The organism is Desulfomicrobium norvegicum (assembly GCF_900114595.1).
In the GTDB taxonomy this organism is placed as follows: domain Bacteria; phylum Desulfobacterota; class Desulfovibrionia; order Desulfovibrionales; family Desulfomicrobiaceae; genus Desulfomicrobium; species Desulfomicrobium macestii.
The window spans coordinates 11,950-28,186 of the sequence record NZ_FOTO01000022.1 but is presented as its reverse complement, the minus strand read 5'-3'; the positions used below and the strand labels follow the sequence as shown (position 1 = coordinate 28,186).

16 protein-coding genes are annotated in these 16,237 nt (G+C 46.9%); 1 reads left to right on the top strand and 15 read right to left on the bottom strand.

The window, feature by feature from the left end:
* Positions 1 to 1,076: 1,076 nt before the first annotated feature.
* From BMZ24_RS18835 to BMZ24_RS18800, 9 genes are all read right to left on the bottom strand, one after another.
* Positions 1,077 to 1,787 carry an RES domain-containing protein gene (locus BMZ24_RS18835; protein ID WP_161949246.1) on the bottom strand — a complete coding sequence of 237 codons (711 nt, stop codon included), beginning with the start codon at positions 1,785 to 1,787 and terminating at the stop codon, positions 1,077 to 1,079.
* A gap of 64 nt (positions 1,788 to 1,851) precedes the next feature.
* Entirely contained in the window at positions 1,852 to 3,087 is a 1,236-nt protein-coding gene (locus BMZ24_RS18830; protein ID WP_092194592.1) for an ISL3 family transposase, read from the bottom strand.
* A 142-nt stretch (positions 3,088 to 3,229) separates the two neighbouring features.
* Complete coding sequence (locus BMZ24_RS19605; RefSeq protein ID WP_143077965.1) at positions 3,230 to 3,469, bottom strand: hypothetical protein; 240 nt, start codon at positions 3,467 to 3,469, stop codon at positions 3,230 to 3,232.
* Between the two features lie 917 nt (positions 3,470 to 4,386).
* Positions 4,387 to 4,725: a P-II family nitrogen regulator gene (locus BMZ24_RS18825; protein WP_092194590.1), complete on the bottom strand. Its 339-nt coding sequence runs from the start codon at positions 4,723 to 4,725 to the stop codon at positions 4,387 to 4,389.
* On the bottom strand, positions 4,725 to 5,414 hold the full coding sequence (locus tag BMZ24_RS18820) for a DUF1538 domain-containing protein (protein ID WP_244150425.1): 690 nt from the start codon (positions 5,412 to 5,414) through the stop codon (positions 4,725 to 4,727). Before BMZ24_RS18820 ends, BMZ24_RS18825 begins: the two co-directional genes overlap by 1 nt.
* 32 nt (positions 5,415 to 5,446) lie before the next feature.
* On the bottom strand, positions 5,447 to 6,142 hold the full coding sequence (locus tag BMZ24_RS18815; protein WP_092194586.1) for a DUF1538 domain-containing protein: 696 nt from the start codon (positions 6,140 to 6,142) through the stop codon (positions 5,447 to 5,449).
* 1,071 nt (positions 6,143 to 7,213) lie between these two features.
* Complete coding sequence (locus BMZ24_RS18810) at positions 7,214 to 8,383, bottom strand: patatin-like phospholipase family protein (protein ID WP_092194584.1); 1,170 nt, start codon at positions 8,381 to 8,383, stop codon at positions 7,214 to 7,216.
* Complete coding sequence (locus BMZ24_RS18805) at positions 8,373 to 10,664, bottom strand: ThiF family adenylyltransferase (RefSeq protein ID WP_143077964.1); 2,292 nt, start codon at positions 10,662 to 10,664, stop codon at positions 8,373 to 8,375. Before BMZ24_RS18805 ends, BMZ24_RS18810 begins: the two co-directional genes overlap by 11 nt.
* Positions 10,655 to 11,827: a ComEC/Rec2 family competence protein gene (locus BMZ24_RS18800; protein WP_092194580.1), complete on the bottom strand. Its 1,173-nt coding sequence runs from the start codon at positions 11,825 to 11,827 to the stop codon at positions 10,655 to 10,657. The genes BMZ24_RS18805 and BMZ24_RS18800 overlap by 10 nt, the downstream gene beginning before the upstream one ends.
* 738 nt (positions 11,828 to 12,565) lie before the next feature.
* Between BMZ24_RS18800 and BMZ24_RS18795 the strand changes: the two genes are divergently transcribed.
* Positions 12,566 to 12,925, top strand: a complete 360-nt coding sequence (locus BMZ24_RS18795; protein ID WP_092194578.1) for a hypothetical protein — start codon at positions 12,566 to 12,568, stop codon at positions 12,923 to 12,925.
* Positions 12,926 to 13,001: 76 nt separating this feature from the next.
* Here the strand turns inward: BMZ24_RS18795 and BMZ24_RS19600 are convergent, their stop codons facing one another.
* From BMZ24_RS19600 to BMZ24_RS18765, 6 genes are all read right to left on the bottom strand, one after another.
* On the bottom strand, positions 13,002 to 13,328 hold the full coding sequence (locus BMZ24_RS19600) for a helix-turn-helix domain-containing protein (protein ID WP_143077963.1): 327 nt from the start codon (positions 13,326 to 13,328) through the stop codon (positions 13,002 to 13,004).
* 33 nt (positions 13,329 to 13,361) lie between these two features.
* Positions 13,362 to 13,649 (bottom strand): helix-turn-helix domain-containing protein, encoded by a 288-nt coding sequence (locus BMZ24_RS18790; RefSeq protein ID WP_092194576.1) that lies wholly within the window; start codon positions 13,647 to 13,649, stop codon positions 13,362 to 13,364.
* Between the two features lie 9 nt (positions 13,650 to 13,658).
* On the bottom strand, positions 13,659 to 13,997 hold the full coding sequence (locus BMZ24_RS18785; RefSeq protein ID WP_092194574.1) for a type II toxin-antitoxin system RelE/ParE family toxin: 339 nt from the start codon (positions 13,995 to 13,997) through the stop codon (positions 13,659 to 13,661).
* A 48-nt stretch (positions 13,998 to 14,045) separates the two neighbouring features.
* Positions 14,046 to 15,218 (bottom strand): tyrosine-type recombinase/integrase, encoded by a 1,173-nt coding sequence (locus BMZ24_RS18780; protein WP_161949245.1) that lies wholly within the window; start codon positions 15,216 to 15,218, stop codon positions 14,046 to 14,048.
* Positions 15,219 to 15,549: 331 nt separating this feature from the next.
* Positions 15,550 to 15,942 carry a type II toxin-antitoxin system VapC family toxin gene (locus BMZ24_RS18770; protein WP_092194570.1) on the bottom strand — a complete coding sequence of 131 codons (393 nt, stop codon included), beginning with the start codon at positions 15,940 to 15,942 and terminating at the stop codon, positions 15,550 to 15,552.
* The gene (locus BMZ24_RS18765) at positions 15,939 to 16,181 is read right to left on the bottom strand and encodes a type II toxin-antitoxin system Phd/YefM family antitoxin (RefSeq protein WP_092194568.1); all 243 of its coding nucleotides are present in this window, start codon (positions 16,179 to 16,181) and stop codon (positions 15,939 to 15,941) included. Before BMZ24_RS18765 ends, BMZ24_RS18770 begins: the two co-directional genes overlap by 4 nt.
* Between the last annotated feature and the right edge of the window lie 56 nt (positions 16,182 to 16,237).

Genomic DNA, 16,237 nt, shown 5'->3' with positions numbered 1-16,237 from the left:
CCTCAAATTCCTTGGACACGTACTTCGACCTAATGTTCAGCCGCTACAGGTTTGTGCCTGACGTGGCGTTTTAACAGTTTTTCAGGATCGACTATTTATTCTTCCACACGCTCATTTGCTTCAGCAAAAGTTTTTAAAAAGGGAATCCGATTTTACTGCTTTTCGCGTGGAAACGATATTAATGGCACTACAAATCTAAGCTGGAAATCATGCCCGAGATGGAGAGCCTTCTTGTTCGATGAAAACTATGATGTCAGCAAAGCATTTTCGATATTGAAGGAATCATACCACTTACACAATTCAGCTATCACTGCCGGCGAAAATACAAGCTGGCTGTCTGCTGTGTAAAAAAATTTCAGTTGACCTGCCGGGATTCTTCGAAAACTCCAAGAATCGTTGCAAGTTTCCCGGCAGGCCAGCTTAGTATTTGCGACGATGCTCTGCGCCATCCATAGGATGCACAATTGGCTTGGTCTAACTCCATATCAACGGCTCATCTGAGGCTGCGATTCAGTCCCAACCTTGTACTTGATCGATACGACCGGAGCATGAAGCGCAGTTCCTGATACGACGTTGCCAAGAATCTTCTCCCGGCCACGGGCACGGCACGCACTCTTCAGAATACGAATATACCCAGTTTTCCCAGCGGCGTTGTCACCGTAGACAACCGTTAGTTTCGGCCCGAACCCGAGAGTCTGATCTTGCGCAAGCGCGTTAACGCCTTGGTGATGAAATATGGAGACGAGTGAGACGGGCGAACCGCCCGTCTCCGTCTCAGGCAAATGTTCGTGTGCCAAAGGGGCTACGTCTTGGTCCTCGGCGAGACCATGTACACTCTTGCAGATCTCTGTGAGCACTCTCAAGTCATCGTCCGAAAGCTCACCGCTCTGAACGAGTCTGCGCAAAGCGTCGCGCTGCCAAAGCGGTCGGCCTTGTGACCATTCAAGAATTTCTTCAAGGACATTCACTTCGCTTCACCGAGTTGAAAAAAATACGAACAGAGGTTGCTGGTCATATGGCAATATAATCCTCCTCACCAGACCAGCGCTATCTGCTGGCCGTAGTGAAGTCGGTAGTTAAAATAAATATCCCCCAACATCATTTGAAGGATACCAATTGATATTTTCATCAACGATAGAACCGACAAAGTCCGTTTCTATTGCCATTGATACTATCTTGTAAAATGGATGTGATTTGAATTTATCAATATGGTTTTTTACATTATTTTTTTGCACAAGACGAACTATTCGGATATCGACGATTTTTAATTTTTTTCTTGCTGATATCTGTTTTAATGCAATATTGTTTTTTCCTGGAGTTTGTACTGATGGATAAATCCAACCATCAGAATCATCGTCATGAAACCAAACCCTACACATTGAAGAAGAAATTTTATGCAAATATTCTGTGTTTTTTCCTACTGGTTTTAAAAATTCAGAGCGAACAAAATCTCTTAAAATTTGATAAGACAACATGCTCTCATCATCATAGATTCTATTTCCTTTGTTGTCAGTAGCCACAAAATCATTAGAAACGATTTTTTTTAAATTAAGCTCTTCTTTAACTTCAAATTTAATTCCGTAGACTTGCTCATTTTCTTTTACGTTCAATTCTTCGAATGGCGTTTCAAGGTCTTCCGAAGTATAAAGAACTGGAGAACCAGGGGCATTACATCTTCCAAGGGGAGTTTTATCATTTGGCGGCTCCCAAAGCTCATCTGTGCTTTTAAAAAGATTTTTAAACTTTCTAAGGCGCCATAATTTGAAAGGAGTTACTCGTGCAGTCAAAACTGGATAATGCCCAATTTTATCAATAAAATTGGTCCTTCCGGAAACTCTGTGGGTAACGTGATCAGACTGACCTCGGGTACAGATCGAGTCCCCCGCAGAAAAAATAGATCGCCGTCTTGAAATGATCCTTGTTGCTGTACCCACACGCCTTTCGCTTGATGCTCATGATCTTGCTGTTCAGTCCTTCGGCGACGCCGTTGGTGATCCGGTGGCGGCAGAAGGTCAGGATATTTTCAAGATGCCGCAAAAGTAACTGTCCCACCCGCTTCATTGGCTCCAAGCCGGAACGATCAATCCATTTTATCCAGCGCTTGAAGAATCTACGTCCCCACCCAGGAGACATATAGCCCCACAATGACTGCAAGTTCTCTCTCATGGCCCACGCTTTGGCCACCTTGAGAGAGCTGGCCTTGAGGACGTCAAATGTCGGCTGATGCTTGGCAGGCAAGTTCTCGGGGCGAAACAGCCAAAGGTACTTGGTCCCTTTGAGGGTTTCGTCGCCCTGAGCCATCAGAGCCTTATGTTCTTGCTTGCGCACTTTATCCACGGCTTCATTCACGTGTTTCATGACATGAAATCTATCGTGGACGATTTTGGCTCCGGCATCCGGCACATGCGCCATGGTCGCCGTGAAATATGGCTCCCACATATCCATCGCGATGGCCCGTATGGATTCCAGTTGGCCTGGCGAGAGCCTGCGGTAATATTCCTCCAGGCTGCTCTTCTTCCGTTCTTCAGAAACATGCTCGACCGTGCTGCGCATAAGATCGAAGACGATGGTCATGTAGGAGTGCCCTTTGCGGAATGCTTTCTCGTCCACTCCGAGATAATGAATCGGACGGGCCTCCTTGCGTGAAAGGCCTCGTCGCACAGCTCGCTCCATTACTCCCCAAACCTCATCCCATGTGAGTTTCAGCAAGCGCCGAGAGCCTTCCACTGTCGAGCACTCTGTGAGCACATCAATGATCCAGCGTTCCATGAGCAAGGTGAAGCGCGACCGTGGCTCAGCCCAGGGCACAAGCACCTGGTGCACTCCATGTTCCGGGCATTCCACTCGCGGAACTCGGGCATGAAGTAACGTCTTGAACTGACATGTGTCTAGGTGACGCCAGACTCGTTCTCCTGCATGGTCCCGGCAGGGCAGAAGCTTGCCGCATTCTGGGCAGGGCCAGCGCTCCCCTGGGCCATGATCTAGCCAAATATCAACACTGTTCTCGGCTACTTTCAGATCAACCTTATCAACAAACCAAGGGGCTTTGACTCCAAGAATCTGCGCGTAAAGTTCGGTGTCTCTCATCGGCGCCCTCCGTGAGAAGACTCCTAACCAAGTCATTTACCTATAGCAATTCTGGAAGGACTAAATAGAACTACAAGTGATTTTTAAAACCTAATTCTAAAAAAAATATTTCAAAATACTAAATACAATTATTTTAAATAACTCAACGGTCATTTGAATATTTAAATATAAATTTTACTTCTCCAGAATTACCATTGTGATAGTAGTCAGCAACCTTAGAATTTTTTTCGTGCTCATTCATTGGCCATGAAGTTGGAACATCGCTCGAATTAGACCAGAACATTATCTTGCAAAAATCATTATCTGTACAAAGGCTTTGTATGGCTTCTTTGTAAACAGTTTCATCTTTTTCCCGCTCTTTTGACACAACAACAAATGTCATTATTCCTCTTTTTCCAGCAACAATCCAGTCTTGAGCATAAGAAGAAGTGGATATAAGAAAAGAAATAAAAATTATTAATATAGATCTGTTAAAAAAAAGCAAAATTTTACCCCCCCCAGCATTAATAGAAAAATTAAATTTTATCCGAAATTTAGGAAAATACACCCACACTAAAAGCATTATTTAAACAATTTTTGATAAAATATATTATTTCGTCCAACAATTGAGCCGCTTACCATGTCTTATAATAATATTTAAATTGAAGAGATTAGCTTCCAGGACCAGAGGAAAGGACAATCATACAGGAGCGAAGGCCTTTGGTCTTGCAGTTGCAATCAAAAAGAACCGGGCCTTTCGCATGACAAACCATTCTAAAGTCACTTCTTTTAAAGAGTTCCAATCAACTACAAGAGGCTTAATAAAAAGCGTTCCCGTGCACGATCCTGCGCTGCCTCTGAGCATCCAGAATTAGCCTATTTTGATTATCGCCCTGGGTGACCTCCTTCTCTTTGCCTGGCCGGATAAAGCGGACGTCAATCTTATGGAAGGAACTTTCGCAGTAAACCCTCTCACAACAGCGATCTACTTGACGCCGTGCTCCGCGAAGACAACGCCAACGGCGGAGCAGGTCAAAGATGTTTTGCATATTCGGCGCGATGGAGTGCTTCGTTCTGTAATGAACGCTGAAAAAAAGTTCAGTGTGTTAATTGATCATGTTTTTTTGACGATCCCATCATAAATATTCCAAAGTTTAAGAAGTGGATTAGTTTGAAATCCGTATCCGAAGAGCAAAAAGGACAATACAACCCGTTAATCGGCATGAGGATCTGAAAAAAACAACTGCACATCATTTTCAACATAAACTAATTTTCTGCTATCTTAAGCGGATTGAATTCAGCCTCTGAAGCAGCGTCATATCACGAGAGAGGCTGGCAATCCAGATGGCATATCCCGGCCACGCCCTTGACAGGGATGATAAAGGCTATCCCGGCACCCGGTCGGTCCAAGTTGCCCGCTTCGACGATGGCCTTAAGGACGCGCAGGCTGATGTCGGATTTGACCAGGGTCAGGACAATCTCCTTCTCCGGATCGATGGCAAGTCCCAAGATGGATTTGACTTCCCTGATGCCCGTGCCGCGCCCAAAAATGATGGTACCGCCCTCGGCTCCAGCCTTACGGGAAGCGTCCACGATGGGCTCGCTGTGTCCCTTGTTCACAATGGTCACAATGCAGTCGAAATTTTCCAGTATGTTCATCAGCCACTCCTTTTGCGGGAATAAAAAATTCCCAAAGTCATCACGGAAAGAATAGGTGCTAAAGCGACCAGGGCGATGAGCCCGAAGCCGTCCGCCACTGCGTTTCGGCCCTCCAGGGCTCCCGCTGCGCCAAGTGCAATGGCCATGACAAAGGTTACGGTCATGGGACCCGTCGCCACCCCGCCAGCATCAAAAGCCACCGAAATGAATGACGGCGTGGAAAAACGGGTCATGATCAAGGCCAGCAAATATCCTGGGACTACAAACCATATAATGCTAATTCCGGCCAAAAGTTTGAACATGGCCAAGGCCACGAAAATTCCCACTCCCAGCGATAGCGTTACCAGCACAGGCTTCTGTTTGACTGTACCGCCCGACGCCTTCTCCATCTCAATGGCCAGCACGCGCACCGCCGGTTCCGCTGCCGTGGCTGCAAGGCCGAAAAAGAAACCCAGCGGAACCAGCGCCCAGCGCCAAGGTGCTTCGCCGATGATGCGGCCAATTTCGGTGCCCGCAGGAAGAAATCCCTGAGTCACGCCTTGCAGAAACAGGACAAGCCCAACATACGACAAGGCTACCCCTTTCATCAACCGCAGCACGTAGGAATTGGGGAGGTGCAGGGCGCGTTTCTGCATGTAGGCAAAAAAAAGCACAAGGGGAGCAAAGGCTAGGAGCAGTTCAAAGGCCACATGCCGAAAATCCAGAAAATCCAAAATTATGTTCATCCGTAGATCATCCCCAGAATCATGACCCCAATGACGGGGCCGATGGATGCTAGTCCCACAAGACCGAAACCGTCGCTGAAGGAATTCCTCCCGCGCAACACACCTACGGTTCCAAGTCCTAGAGCTATTATGAAGGGAACCGTCACCGGCCCCGTGGTCACGCCTCCGGCATCGTAGGCGATTGGTAGAAAACTTTCAGGGGTGACGAAGGACAGGGCCAAGATGACGGCATATCCGGCCACCAGCACCTTCACGATTGGCACCCCCACTACTATCCTCAGTACGGCGCCGCCCACGCAAATTCCCACGCTCAGGGCGACCACGAAGATTAGAATGTTGCGGGGAACCAGTCCGTTCGAGATAAAATCGAGCTGATGAGCCAGCACACGCACGTCAGGCTCAGCCACAGTAATGGCCGTTCCGAGAAGAAAGGACATGAATACGAGATATTTCACGGATCCGCTTTTGGGCAGCTCCGCGCCGATTATTTCGCCCATGGGCAAAAGGCCCGTCTTGACCCCGAAGAGAAAAAGAAACAAGCCGCCGCCAACGAATACCGCACCCAAAGCAAAACGGATGAAGACATCCCAAGGCATATGCAGCAGCGTCAGTTGCAGGGCGCAGACGATGAGACTAACAGGCAAAATCGCCAAGGCAACCTCGCGCAAGAGATGAACAGCTTCTTTGTGCATATCTGGACTCGGCTATGTTGTGTTTATAAGAAGATTGCGTTCAAGCAAGGAGCACTCCATGATGTGTCGATACCATGCTACACTCTTGCACATATAATCCGCCCGTTCAAGCCGCAGTCCCCCTGATTCGTCATTTTCGTCTTTGAAAGGCTGGACATTGCCGAGATCTACGCCCGCTAGCCGGATCACCTACTCCCACGGTCATGCCGGCCATGAAAACTATGGGTACTGGTCATTTGAGGTCAAGGAAGATTTCAGTTCTTATCAATCAGCGAGCGTCGCAGGGTGGATGGTGTTCTCGATTGCGCTGTCAGTCTGGTATCAGCAAACCGCGATCCACGTATCGTACCATCACAACACTATGGAGAGAAGTATCCTTTGGGAATGAGCGAGTAGGATTAACTTTAGTGTGATGAATGAAATTCCTCATCCGCTCAAGTGAGCGTGTGGATGACCTGCGTAGAGGTACCTATTCGTTGCCCCCCGTAATCGATCTTGCAGGTGGTTGTCTGGGGCTGAGATTGGAGCAAAATACACACTATTTTCGTTTACTTTAAGACCCTCGTGGACTTTAAAATAACACGGAGCTTAATTTATATTCCAGATTCCAAGAGACTTCGTGAAAATTTCCGAGAGATGCGTATCTTTCATCGGCGTCATCCGCGAGAAGTCAAATCATTTACCCACAGAGTTTCCGGAAGGACCATAAAATTAGATAACTCTTTATCAATAGCCTTGTCTGATAGTTTTCTCAAATCAAGGTTTTTCCATCTTTCAATGCATTCCATTACAAGCATTGGCGATGGCAAAGACCATTTATCTTTGTCGAATGTCATAGTTTCTTATGGATGACGTTTGATTTCACAAGTTGACAACGCGTCATTGGCGGCAATCCTCCTGTGTAACACCTACACGTAGCGGCAGTAACTGCCGGCGAAAGCACAAGCTGGGTTTCAAGCGGGAACTAATTACTATCAGATTTTGTCTGTTAAATGTTTACCTCCTTGGGCGGACAATCGCTTGTAAAAGTCATGATCTGAACACAATCATCCAAGATTATTATCAAGCTGCTCATAAACTGAACTGATAGTGGTCAAACAGAAGTCTAGTCAGTTGCTCGCCGCGCAACCCAATGCGCTCAACGTCTATTTTCTTCATTGGACTGAAATCCGTCGGATAATCGAAAGTCTCATGTCGTCTCACAAGATCGTCAGTAATATACGGCAATCTCTCGTCGATTTGCCCGAGATATGGCAACAAAAATCCCTTGATCTGACCAGTATCTTTCATCCGATGCAGCAATTCATATGACAACGAATGGGTTCGCCGATGAATCGTATTGACGGTCATCAGCATCCGGCTTGGCCAATGGTATGGACGAGACAATCCCGACGGCATGCCTTGACCAGCATCGCAAGCGATAATGTAATCAACCTCGGACACATTTGTACTGAATTCTGCTGAACGCCCAGGCAAGAGGCAGGTAATGCCAAGATTGTCGTATATTCCGCCATCTGTCAGCATGACACGTCGTCGTGTTTTTTGCCCATGCTTTTCAAATTCCATATATTCGTCAAAAGATGGCAGAAGAAATGGAAAGCAAGCAGAAGCTGAGACAGCCTTCGACACATGGGGAGGTGCTCCGGTCAGTAGCCCATATCGCCATGTTCCTGTTTCCCGTGATCCAAACCGAAATGCGGTACCTGTGATGAGTTCGGCTGCATTAAACACGACATGAAGCCTCTTTCTGGCCACTTGGTTGACCGTCAACTCTCCAAAGACGTGCTTTCGCAAATGACGTTCAAAAGCTGTGGATCGGCTTGCAAATCGCGGAAATGGAGCTTGAAAGGGCTTTGTGAATTGTCCGATGCTATTTCGGTCTACGCCAGCTAAGGCGAGGGCATTACCGCCTAAACGAACAAGGCAGCCAACTGCTGCGCAAATGCCGGATGTCAACTGTGCGGCTACTATCTTTGGAGTTTCTGGTGAGAATAGTGATTGTTGCGCAATGCCCCCTACGAGCCCCTTGCGGAGCAGAGTTTGAACACGGTTTTCAAATTCGGCGAACGACTCATCATTGTAGGCATAAAGTGCAGCGATAACGCTTCCGCCTGAAACTGACGATAGCACTGATACTTTCGACAGCAATCCAAGATCTTCGAGTGCCCTTAGGCATCCAAGATGAAATGCAATTGCTCGTGCCCCTCCGCCAGAAAGAGCAAGGCCAATTTTAAATTGCATCTATGTACTCCAGCATGAAATGCAGCTCTTCTTCAGTAACAATTCGAATATCCTTTCGATGGAAAAGGTAATAATTATACTGGGGATATGTAGCTGCAAATCCTACGATTAACATCATCACATGACGTGGTGGGCGCTCCTGACCATGGAGCAAATGAACCATAGCACAAAGATCATCTATGCTTGGACGACCCAGCGAGGTGGGATGTGTATGCCAGATACCTATGAAGCGGCTAGATCCTCCGCTTTGCTTGAGTTTTGAAGCGCTTATATTTCTTGTACTTGCGGTACCACATAAAAACCTCTTCTCGCTCGCCTCACTGTCCGATGGCGGTCCCGTCACCGAGTCCACATAAATGTACCTATGTGCATCATCAATTTCGCCGAAGATAAGGCCTCCGGTTTCAACCTTGCTTGATCGCGTACGCCCAATGCGCTTGATCTCGGAGGCTATTCCATTTTGAACTGATTTTGATGTAAAGACCCTATAGCCATGCTTTTGCTCTAATGCCGTACCTTGGTCATCCAACGTTAGGCGAAGAGAGCCACTACAGCCCTCTTTTCCCCAAGGTGCAGGGACAAGGTCGGAGCCCGCTTGGTCGGACTCTAGCCTCCAGATACGTTGAAGCCCAATATTCAACAGAGTCGAGGCGTGCGCAGCCAAGTCGGCAGATGACCCCGTGAAGGTAGGCTTCGAGCAACCAGGCTCTGGCTGGAACAGCTTCACTTCTGATTTGTTAGGCCAGAATGCTTTCACGACAGGGTGATTGGCATTATCCTTCATCACGCCAATCCTTGTGAGTCTATCGATTGCTATTATACCTGAATTAAAGCGGGGCATCTTAACAACAACGGATCCGCATTGGGCTGCTGAGCTTACCGATAACGAAATCATTGGCATAAGAAAACATACCCTTTGAAGATCGTGTTCAATCCCGTGAGCGACTGATGCTGATGCCGTTGCATTGATTATCAGATCAACGTTGACGAGATCGAAATTATCTATGATGCCCCTTGTCAAGTTGTCGAATCTAAACTCAATTTCGATAGGAAGACCTATCCCCGCCAAAGTTCGCGCCAAACATTGTGATTTTGCAAGGCCAACATCGCAGTCTGAATATTTCTGACGAACAAGGATGCCAGGGCTAACAATCCCATTATCAACAAGGATCAAGGATTTTACACCGGCCCTGACTAAATGTTCAGCGACAACAGCCCCAATTGCACCACAACCGAGAAGAAGGATGCGCTTACCCTCAACGCTCGCCAACACTGAACCCAGATCGCGCCGATTGGTGACTTCAGGACGATTTTCAAAAACCCTGCACCAAAGAGTTTTTGCTGTAACCATCCATTTCGCGAATTCGTAATACGCTTGACTTATGTCGTCTGTGCCGAAGACGATGTTGTGTAAGGCGGTTACCGTTGTTGCGTCAATTTCCCATGCCTTGAGATGCTGTCGCAACGGAGCCCCTGCTTCTTTACGACGCATAGGTGCACCGACAACAATATAAGTGGGATTATTTTTAGGAACTTTAGTACCGAATACCTTTAAAAGAGCGTAAAAAAGTTCAAAACTGACCCCGTTTCTTTCGAGGGCATTAAGTAGGCCAGCGATTGTTTCGGGATACTCCATCGGCAGAGGGCAGGAGAGTAGAATTGCAGCCGCGACATACTCGGGCTGTTCTTCTGTGTCCCAGTTATCGAGGCCAACCCAAGCAATGACATCAAACCGACCTTCACGCTTTTTAATGAGGTCAGCCCGCCCAATCCAAAATCTAGAATCCGCCTCCAAGTTCGGCGCATCGCAGTTAAAAATAAACTGTGTCTTTGATGTCGTATACGCAACTGGAGGATGTAGTGGGGCATCGTCAGGATCAAGCTCTCCCTTGCCAGCAGCCGCCAGCCATTCATCCACGCGTTGAAAAAAACCGTAAAGACCATCGTTTGGCTGCCATTCCGTCTCGCTGGACTGGTAAAGGCATATATGGCTACCCCATTGCACATGAGGCTGCCCCATGAAGCGAGTATGCGAAAAATTGAGATCAGGTACGGTGAATGGAAAGTTCGAGAAAATTTTCATCCACAGCATTTCTCGATTACGAAAAGTAAAACCTCCGGCACGCTGGTAATACTTGGTCGCTATTGAAAGCCGCACAGAGATGAAGCCCCCCTTCTCATCAGCCTCAGGTTCACCAATGATTTCTAGGGTTCCTTTTGACGAACCAGCAATTTCATACAACTGTTCAAGCGCAAGCGCCTGTCCTCTCGTCAACTCCACTTTCCAAAGCCTACTTTTTCAGATGGCGTTTCATCGCTCCCGCGTGCGGTCTCGACGGCGGCAGCAAGTGCACTCCTTCCACCGCCCCTATCCGCCTCATCACCAGACGAAGCATCATCATAAGAGAATTGTCCACCACACAAAATGAATTGAAGTGGTTTGGCATGATGGCCATCATCATGCGTGCAAAGAAATCCACCGTTGGCGATATCTTCATATCGTGCCTTCGCTTTTGCATGAGGAGGATTATCACCACCCAAATTGGATTCCGGAACCGTAAGACTGCTGGAAACAACAATCCCTTCACCAACCTGAAAGCGCTCGAAATCATCAAGAATGTCCTTCTTAAGGACTTCTTTGCCATCCTCATCTTGGTACATTACAGACTTGCTGCAATGATGTGGAGAGAGCAAAATCTGCCATTTTAGATTATCTTCATTGTCGTATTCTTTAGATACGTCGAAAATCTTTCGAATTGTAGGATACTTGTGATCACCAAAAATCAACACACCACCTTCGGCTGGATCGCTTCCCAAAACAACCTGCATAACCAAACTGGTATCATTACGATCGCCGACGCTATCGTCCTGTTTGAAGGGAGCGTGAACAAAGACACGAAAATCCCCATCAAGCTCTTCGCCGTTTAAGACTGTAACGACTTGGCCGGGAATACTGAAAAATTCTTGTGGAAATCCCTGATAGTGATCTTCTTTGAGCAATGTGTCGTAACCAATGAGGCGAACTCTGTCCCCGCTTCCAGGATCACCTCCTGCATCGATAGTCGCAGTTACGCGACGATGAGCTTCATGCCGAAATGCCTGAGCATCCTCACAGATGTTGCCTTCATCATCATGTTCTCGGAAGACGCGGGGAGTGAACCAAAGCTCGCCGATTGTAACGCGGCTTAAAAGTTCTGCGAACCCAAGTATGTGGTCCTTGTCCGGATGAGTTAAAGCAAAAGCGGATAGATATGGCTTGCCATCGACTTCAGGCAAGTTCTCTTCGAGATGATCAATGATCGGAGCGCAGTCCGTCTCATCATCTTCGGATTTGGCTGTGTGGCGCAAATCAACTTGGAAAATTATTTCATCTTCTCGCACAATGAATGTCGCACTATCGCCAGTTCCTACAGGCCAAAACAAGACACCACGTTTATCAAACATTATGCTCTCCTTCCTGAGTGTATGTAATTTTATATTGATCTACTTTACTTGCGCGATTCTTTTTACGCTTTACTTATATAGTCTCTTCTTCGATATTCTTTTAATATCAAAATACCAAAATCTATAATGTCAACACAAGGCAACGATCACAAACTAAAGTCAAGCTTGTAATTTTGCTATGGTCCAGACCTAAAAAAAGGCACCAGCTTGCCGACTACTCCCGGCAACAAATCCTCAAATTACTTAACATTGTACCTCAGGGCGATGAACTTCGCAATCCGCAGTAATCGTACTCCGATGCGGCACAAACCACGCCAGTTACTGCGACAGCCTTTATACCCACCATAATTCTACCGAGCATCTAGGAACTTATGTCTCCATTACTGAGGATAGTCGAGAAAATCAGGCCCCCGAAGCTCATAGTGACGCAACAAGTGGTCCAATTTAGAAGATCTACCCAAGACTGATTAGATATAGGAGAAAAAAACAGAAGAATTACACAGGTCGCAATGCCGGCTAAAGATTTACGAAACCAGCACCCATTATCGGAATCCCAGCCAATAACCGGAACCCCTATTGGTTCGTGATATATATGAACAATACCAACCACTAGCGATGCTGCGACACTAGAATCATCCCATTTTTACAAATAGAGCTAATAATTTCATATTTAATTTAAAAAAAAATCATCCTCCGGAAGATCATTGCAAGAGTGATCGAAAATAACCGGAGGATAAAATGAAAAAAAAATATGACAGCGCATCTGGTATTACAATTAACCAACTTAGGAACTATCAAGAAACTTTAGAGAAAGCAATTAAGCTTTGCGAAAAGCACAAGAACTCTTACTTTTTTGGTGGATACAGCACTAAAGACAGGACATGGCACGAAGATAAGAACTCTATGGAGTCTAAATTTGTTGTTTACACGCTTGGTGAATTAGAAATCTATATTCAAACTACATATTCGTGTGCACATACATACTTTTCTTCAGAGTTTCACTTAAACGACGAAAGGAGAGACCTTCGAATAGCGAGGAAAGCGTTAAGGATCATCACAGATCAAATTAACACAAAAATTGAACTTGGAATCGAATAACAAACAATAACGATCACTCTAAGATGCGTCGAGTGCGATTCTCGACGCATCATCATAAATTTTCTTCTTATTTATATTAAAAATTATACTTATCTACATCTTCTTTAACATTCATATAATATCGAGAAAGAAATATTCCAATCTCGTCATTTCCTGGGCATGCAATTAATTTAATTTCACTATCCATATATATAGAAGTAAGAACTCTTACAATATTTGAAAATTCAACGTCTATATCACCACGCTCAATTTTTTCAACCATCTCTACGTCACAAAAAGATATTTGTGCTAATTTTTTAACACTTAACCCACGACGCTCTCTTGCAATTTTAATATTAGATCCTAAATTCTTCATTATATGAAGAACATAAGCATCCATGTACTCGTTTTTTTCTATATTCATATTAGCATCATATATCATAAATTCTAATATAAATCAATCGATTCTACACAAAGCTTTGCGCACTGCATCTGGTTCTCGATCAATTACCGTGAGGTAGGCCCTCGCTGGACCTTCAGGGATGCGTTTTTGCTGCTCCCAATGTCTCAGTGTTGCAACACTGAATCCAAAAACTCGGGCAAAGGCGGCCTGGGTCATGCCGAGCTTCTTCCGAATCTTTCGGACGTCTATATATTGCGGTACAGTCACCGTATACTCTTCCGGATCCAACTCGCCTTTCGCGATGGCCAGTGCTTCGTGCGCTCCTTGAACTATTCTATTCATCACACATCCTCACCGTAACTTGTAGACATCGACAATTTGCGGCATCAATGCCTTGAGTTCATTGCGGTCAGCTTTACTCAAATTCGCCTTTTCGTTTTTGGCAAACAACGCCAAGGCGAACAAAGGAATCTCGTCGTTATGATAATAATATACGACTCGATATCCACCGCTCTTTCCCCGCCCTTGAGCGGCAAAACGAACCTTCCGCACGCCGCCGGTCCCTTCTAACACCGCCCCGACTTTCGGATTAGAGGCCAGGAAATTAATCAACTCGCTATGCTCGTCCTCATCCAAATTGGCCCGCTTAACATCTTTCAAGAACGTCGGGGTTTCAACTACCGTTATCATCCGCCCGCCCCTCTTGTAATCCAATGGATTACATAGTCAAGACCCTGCTCACTGATCCAGCGTCACTTCCGCTTCCTGCCCCGCCTCAAGTATCCTGTCGGCCACAGACGCCGCCCTTTTTAACGCATCATCGGTCAAATGCGCATATCTTGCCGTCATGGCAGGACTGTTGTGAGTTAAGAGGCGCTGAATGGTATACAAATCCACCTTCCCGCTTGAAGCCATCCAGGAGGCAAAACAGTGCCTCAGGCCATGGCAAGGCCTGAAATCATCCGGCAGGCCTGCCTTGCTACGCAATCGCCGCCCCATACGCTGATAGTCGGACCGTCGTCCCCCGTTTTTTCCGGGCCACACGTAAGGACTATCTGTGCGTGTAATTCCCTTAAGAATTTCAAGCGCACCTTGTGACAAAGGAATCGGTTTCGTTTTTCTGTTTTTTGCGGAATGCCCCCCTAATTCCAGGAACCCCAGATCAAAATCGATATCGTCCCATTGCACGGCTAAGAGTGCGCCTTTTCTAACGCCGGTTAAGAGCATAAATCGGAAATACGAGGCGCCGTCCTGATCAGCTTCGGCGTCCATGGCCATGAAATACGCTCTCGCCTGTTCAGCGGTCATGTTTTCGGTAGTTTCGTTGTCCACTTCGGGGTACATGAACTTAAGATGAACAGGCTGAGCAATATGCCCGACATCCGAAGCCCACGTAAGAATACGGCTCAGCAGAGAAAGCACATGCTTGACCGTTTGAGGACTCAACGGTTTGCCAGTTCGCTGGTGCTTCGTCTTCGAAACATCTAGCTTCAGCCGCTCGACATCCAGGGTCACGATTTCCTCAGGCGTTTTATCGGCAATGGCATAAGGGCGTATGTGGTTTCTGAACAAGCTCGCCCAGGACTTGCCACTGGGTTGCTCGGGATGAGCTTCCTGGTATTCGGACCAGATTTTGGCCACGGTCCAGCGACCGGCTTCTGCCGCTTTAGCAGCTTTATCCTGTTCCCGCCGTTCAACGTTTGAAGGCTGCCTACCTTCAATTCGATCAATCCTGATGCGGTTTGCCTTAGCCGGGGTCATGTTGTCACGGATCGAACGCCCGACCTTCTCTTCGATCTGCTTCCCATTCTTCCGATAAAGAATATAGAAAACCTTCTCCGGCTTCCCTGTCTTTGAGGTGGATTCTAGATAAACCACCCCTGGGTAATCAGTCCCTAATCGCTTTGCCATTTCACCACCTCTCTCATAATTTCCCAGCACTATTCCCATCATTCGGGATAAAAATAGACCAAATCCCGTATGAGTCAATAACAAATATTAACACATAACTATATAAAAAATAAGTATATATACAAATCAGTAAAAACCAGTAAACACAGAGACCAATTGCCTTCTAAGCAATCGGTCGGGGGTTCGAGTCCTCCCTGGCGCGCCACCATGAAAACAAGGGGCTGGATGTAAAAATCCAGCCCCTTACGCTTTTCCGAGAGATCTCTCCCTTCATTATTCCCGGCACACGACCATATGTTGCGTCGCTACCCGGACGACAAGTCCCCTTGCTTCACGGTGTCTTCGGCACAAACAGCACCGGGCCGGGGTAGTCGCGCATGATGGCGTCCGATGTGAGCAGGGTTATTCCCTCGCTCTTGGCCTGCGCCAGCAGCATCCTGTCGAAAGGGTCCTTGTGGAACATTGGCAGGTCGATGACCACCAAGGCATGCAGGCTTGTGATGCACAGCTCGTTGTACTGGTTGTCCAGCAAGCCTCGCCGCAACACTTCCGGATCGACTCTGAAGTCGCTTCTTCCAAGGCTTTTCTTGATGCCGATCTCCCAGATGCTCGCGGAACTGAAGTACAGCGTGTTGCTTGTGTCGACTATCATGCTCTCGGCCTTGCCGGGCAAGGTACCAGCCGCCGCCCACAGCAGCATGTGCGTATCGAGGAGCAGTTTCATCTGGCACCTTCAAACAGGCGCTGTATTTCTTCCTTGCCCATGGAATCAAAATCGTCCGGGACTTCGATCATGCCCTGCAAAAAACCGATCCTTTTTGCGGGATCCGGCGGTGCCTTGAACGCGGAGACGGTAACCATGGGCTTACCGGCCTTGGCGATGACAAAGGGTTCTCCGTTGACTGCCTGCTCGATCAGGCGGGACAAATTCGTCTTGGCATCGTGAATGTTCACCTGGTGCATAGGCCCTCCAATATTAGCTAAGTTCAGGACTAAGTCTATAAGCTCCAGAGCCAAAG

Bases quoted from the DNA above. Each gene is read 5' to 3' on its own strand.
- BMZ24_RS19605 (WP_143077965.1), bottom strand. From the start codon at position 3,469: ATGACATTTGTTGTTGTGTCAAAAGAGCGGGAAAAAGATGAAACTGTT.
- BMZ24_RS18780 (WP_161949245.1), bottom strand. From the start codon at position 15,218: ATGGCAAAGCGATTAGGGACTGATTACCCAGGGGTGGTTTATCTAGAA.
- BMZ24_RS18800 (WP_092194580.1), bottom strand. From the start codon at position 11,827: ATGTTTGATAAACGTGGTGTCTTGTTTTGGCCTGTAGGAACTGGCGAT.
- BMZ24_RS18790 (WP_092194576.1), bottom strand. From the start codon at position 13,649: ATGAATAGAATAGTTCAAGGAGCGCACGAAGCACTGGCCATCGCGAAA.
- BMZ24_RS19600 (WP_143077963.1), bottom strand. From the start codon at position 13,328: ATGAATATAGAAAAAAACGAGTACATGGATGCTTATGTTCTTCATATA.
- BMZ24_RS18815 (WP_092194586.1), bottom strand. From the start codon at position 6,142: ATGCACAAAGAAGCTGTTCATCTCTTGCGCGAGGTTGCCTTGGCGATT.
- BMZ24_RS18770 (WP_092194570.1), bottom strand. From the start codon at position 15,942: ATGAAACTGCTCCTCGATACGCACATGCTGCTGTGGGCGGCGGCTGGT.
- BMZ24_RS18810 (WP_092194584.1), bottom strand. From the start codon at position 8,383: ATGCAATTTAAAATTGGCCTTGCTCTTTCTGGCGGAGGGGCACGAGCA.
- BMZ24_RS18830 (WP_092194592.1), bottom strand. From the start codon at position 3,087: ATGAGAGACACCGAACTTTACGCGCAGATTCTTGGAGTCAAAGCCCCT.
- BMZ24_RS18765 (WP_092194568.1), bottom strand. From the start codon at position 16,181: ATGCACCAGGTGAACATTCACGATGCCAAGACGAATTTGTCCCGCCTG.
- BMZ24_RS18785 (WP_092194574.1), bottom strand. From the start codon at position 13,997: ATGATAACGGTAGTTGAAACCCCGACGTTCTTGAAAGATGTTAAGCGG.
- BMZ24_RS18825 (WP_092194590.1), bottom strand. From the start codon at position 4,725: ATGAACATACTGGAAAATTTCGACTGCATTGTGACCATTGTGAACAAG.
- BMZ24_RS18795 (WP_092194578.1), top strand. From the start codon at position 12,566: ATGAAAAAAAAATATGACAGCGCATCTGGTATTACAATTAACCAACTT.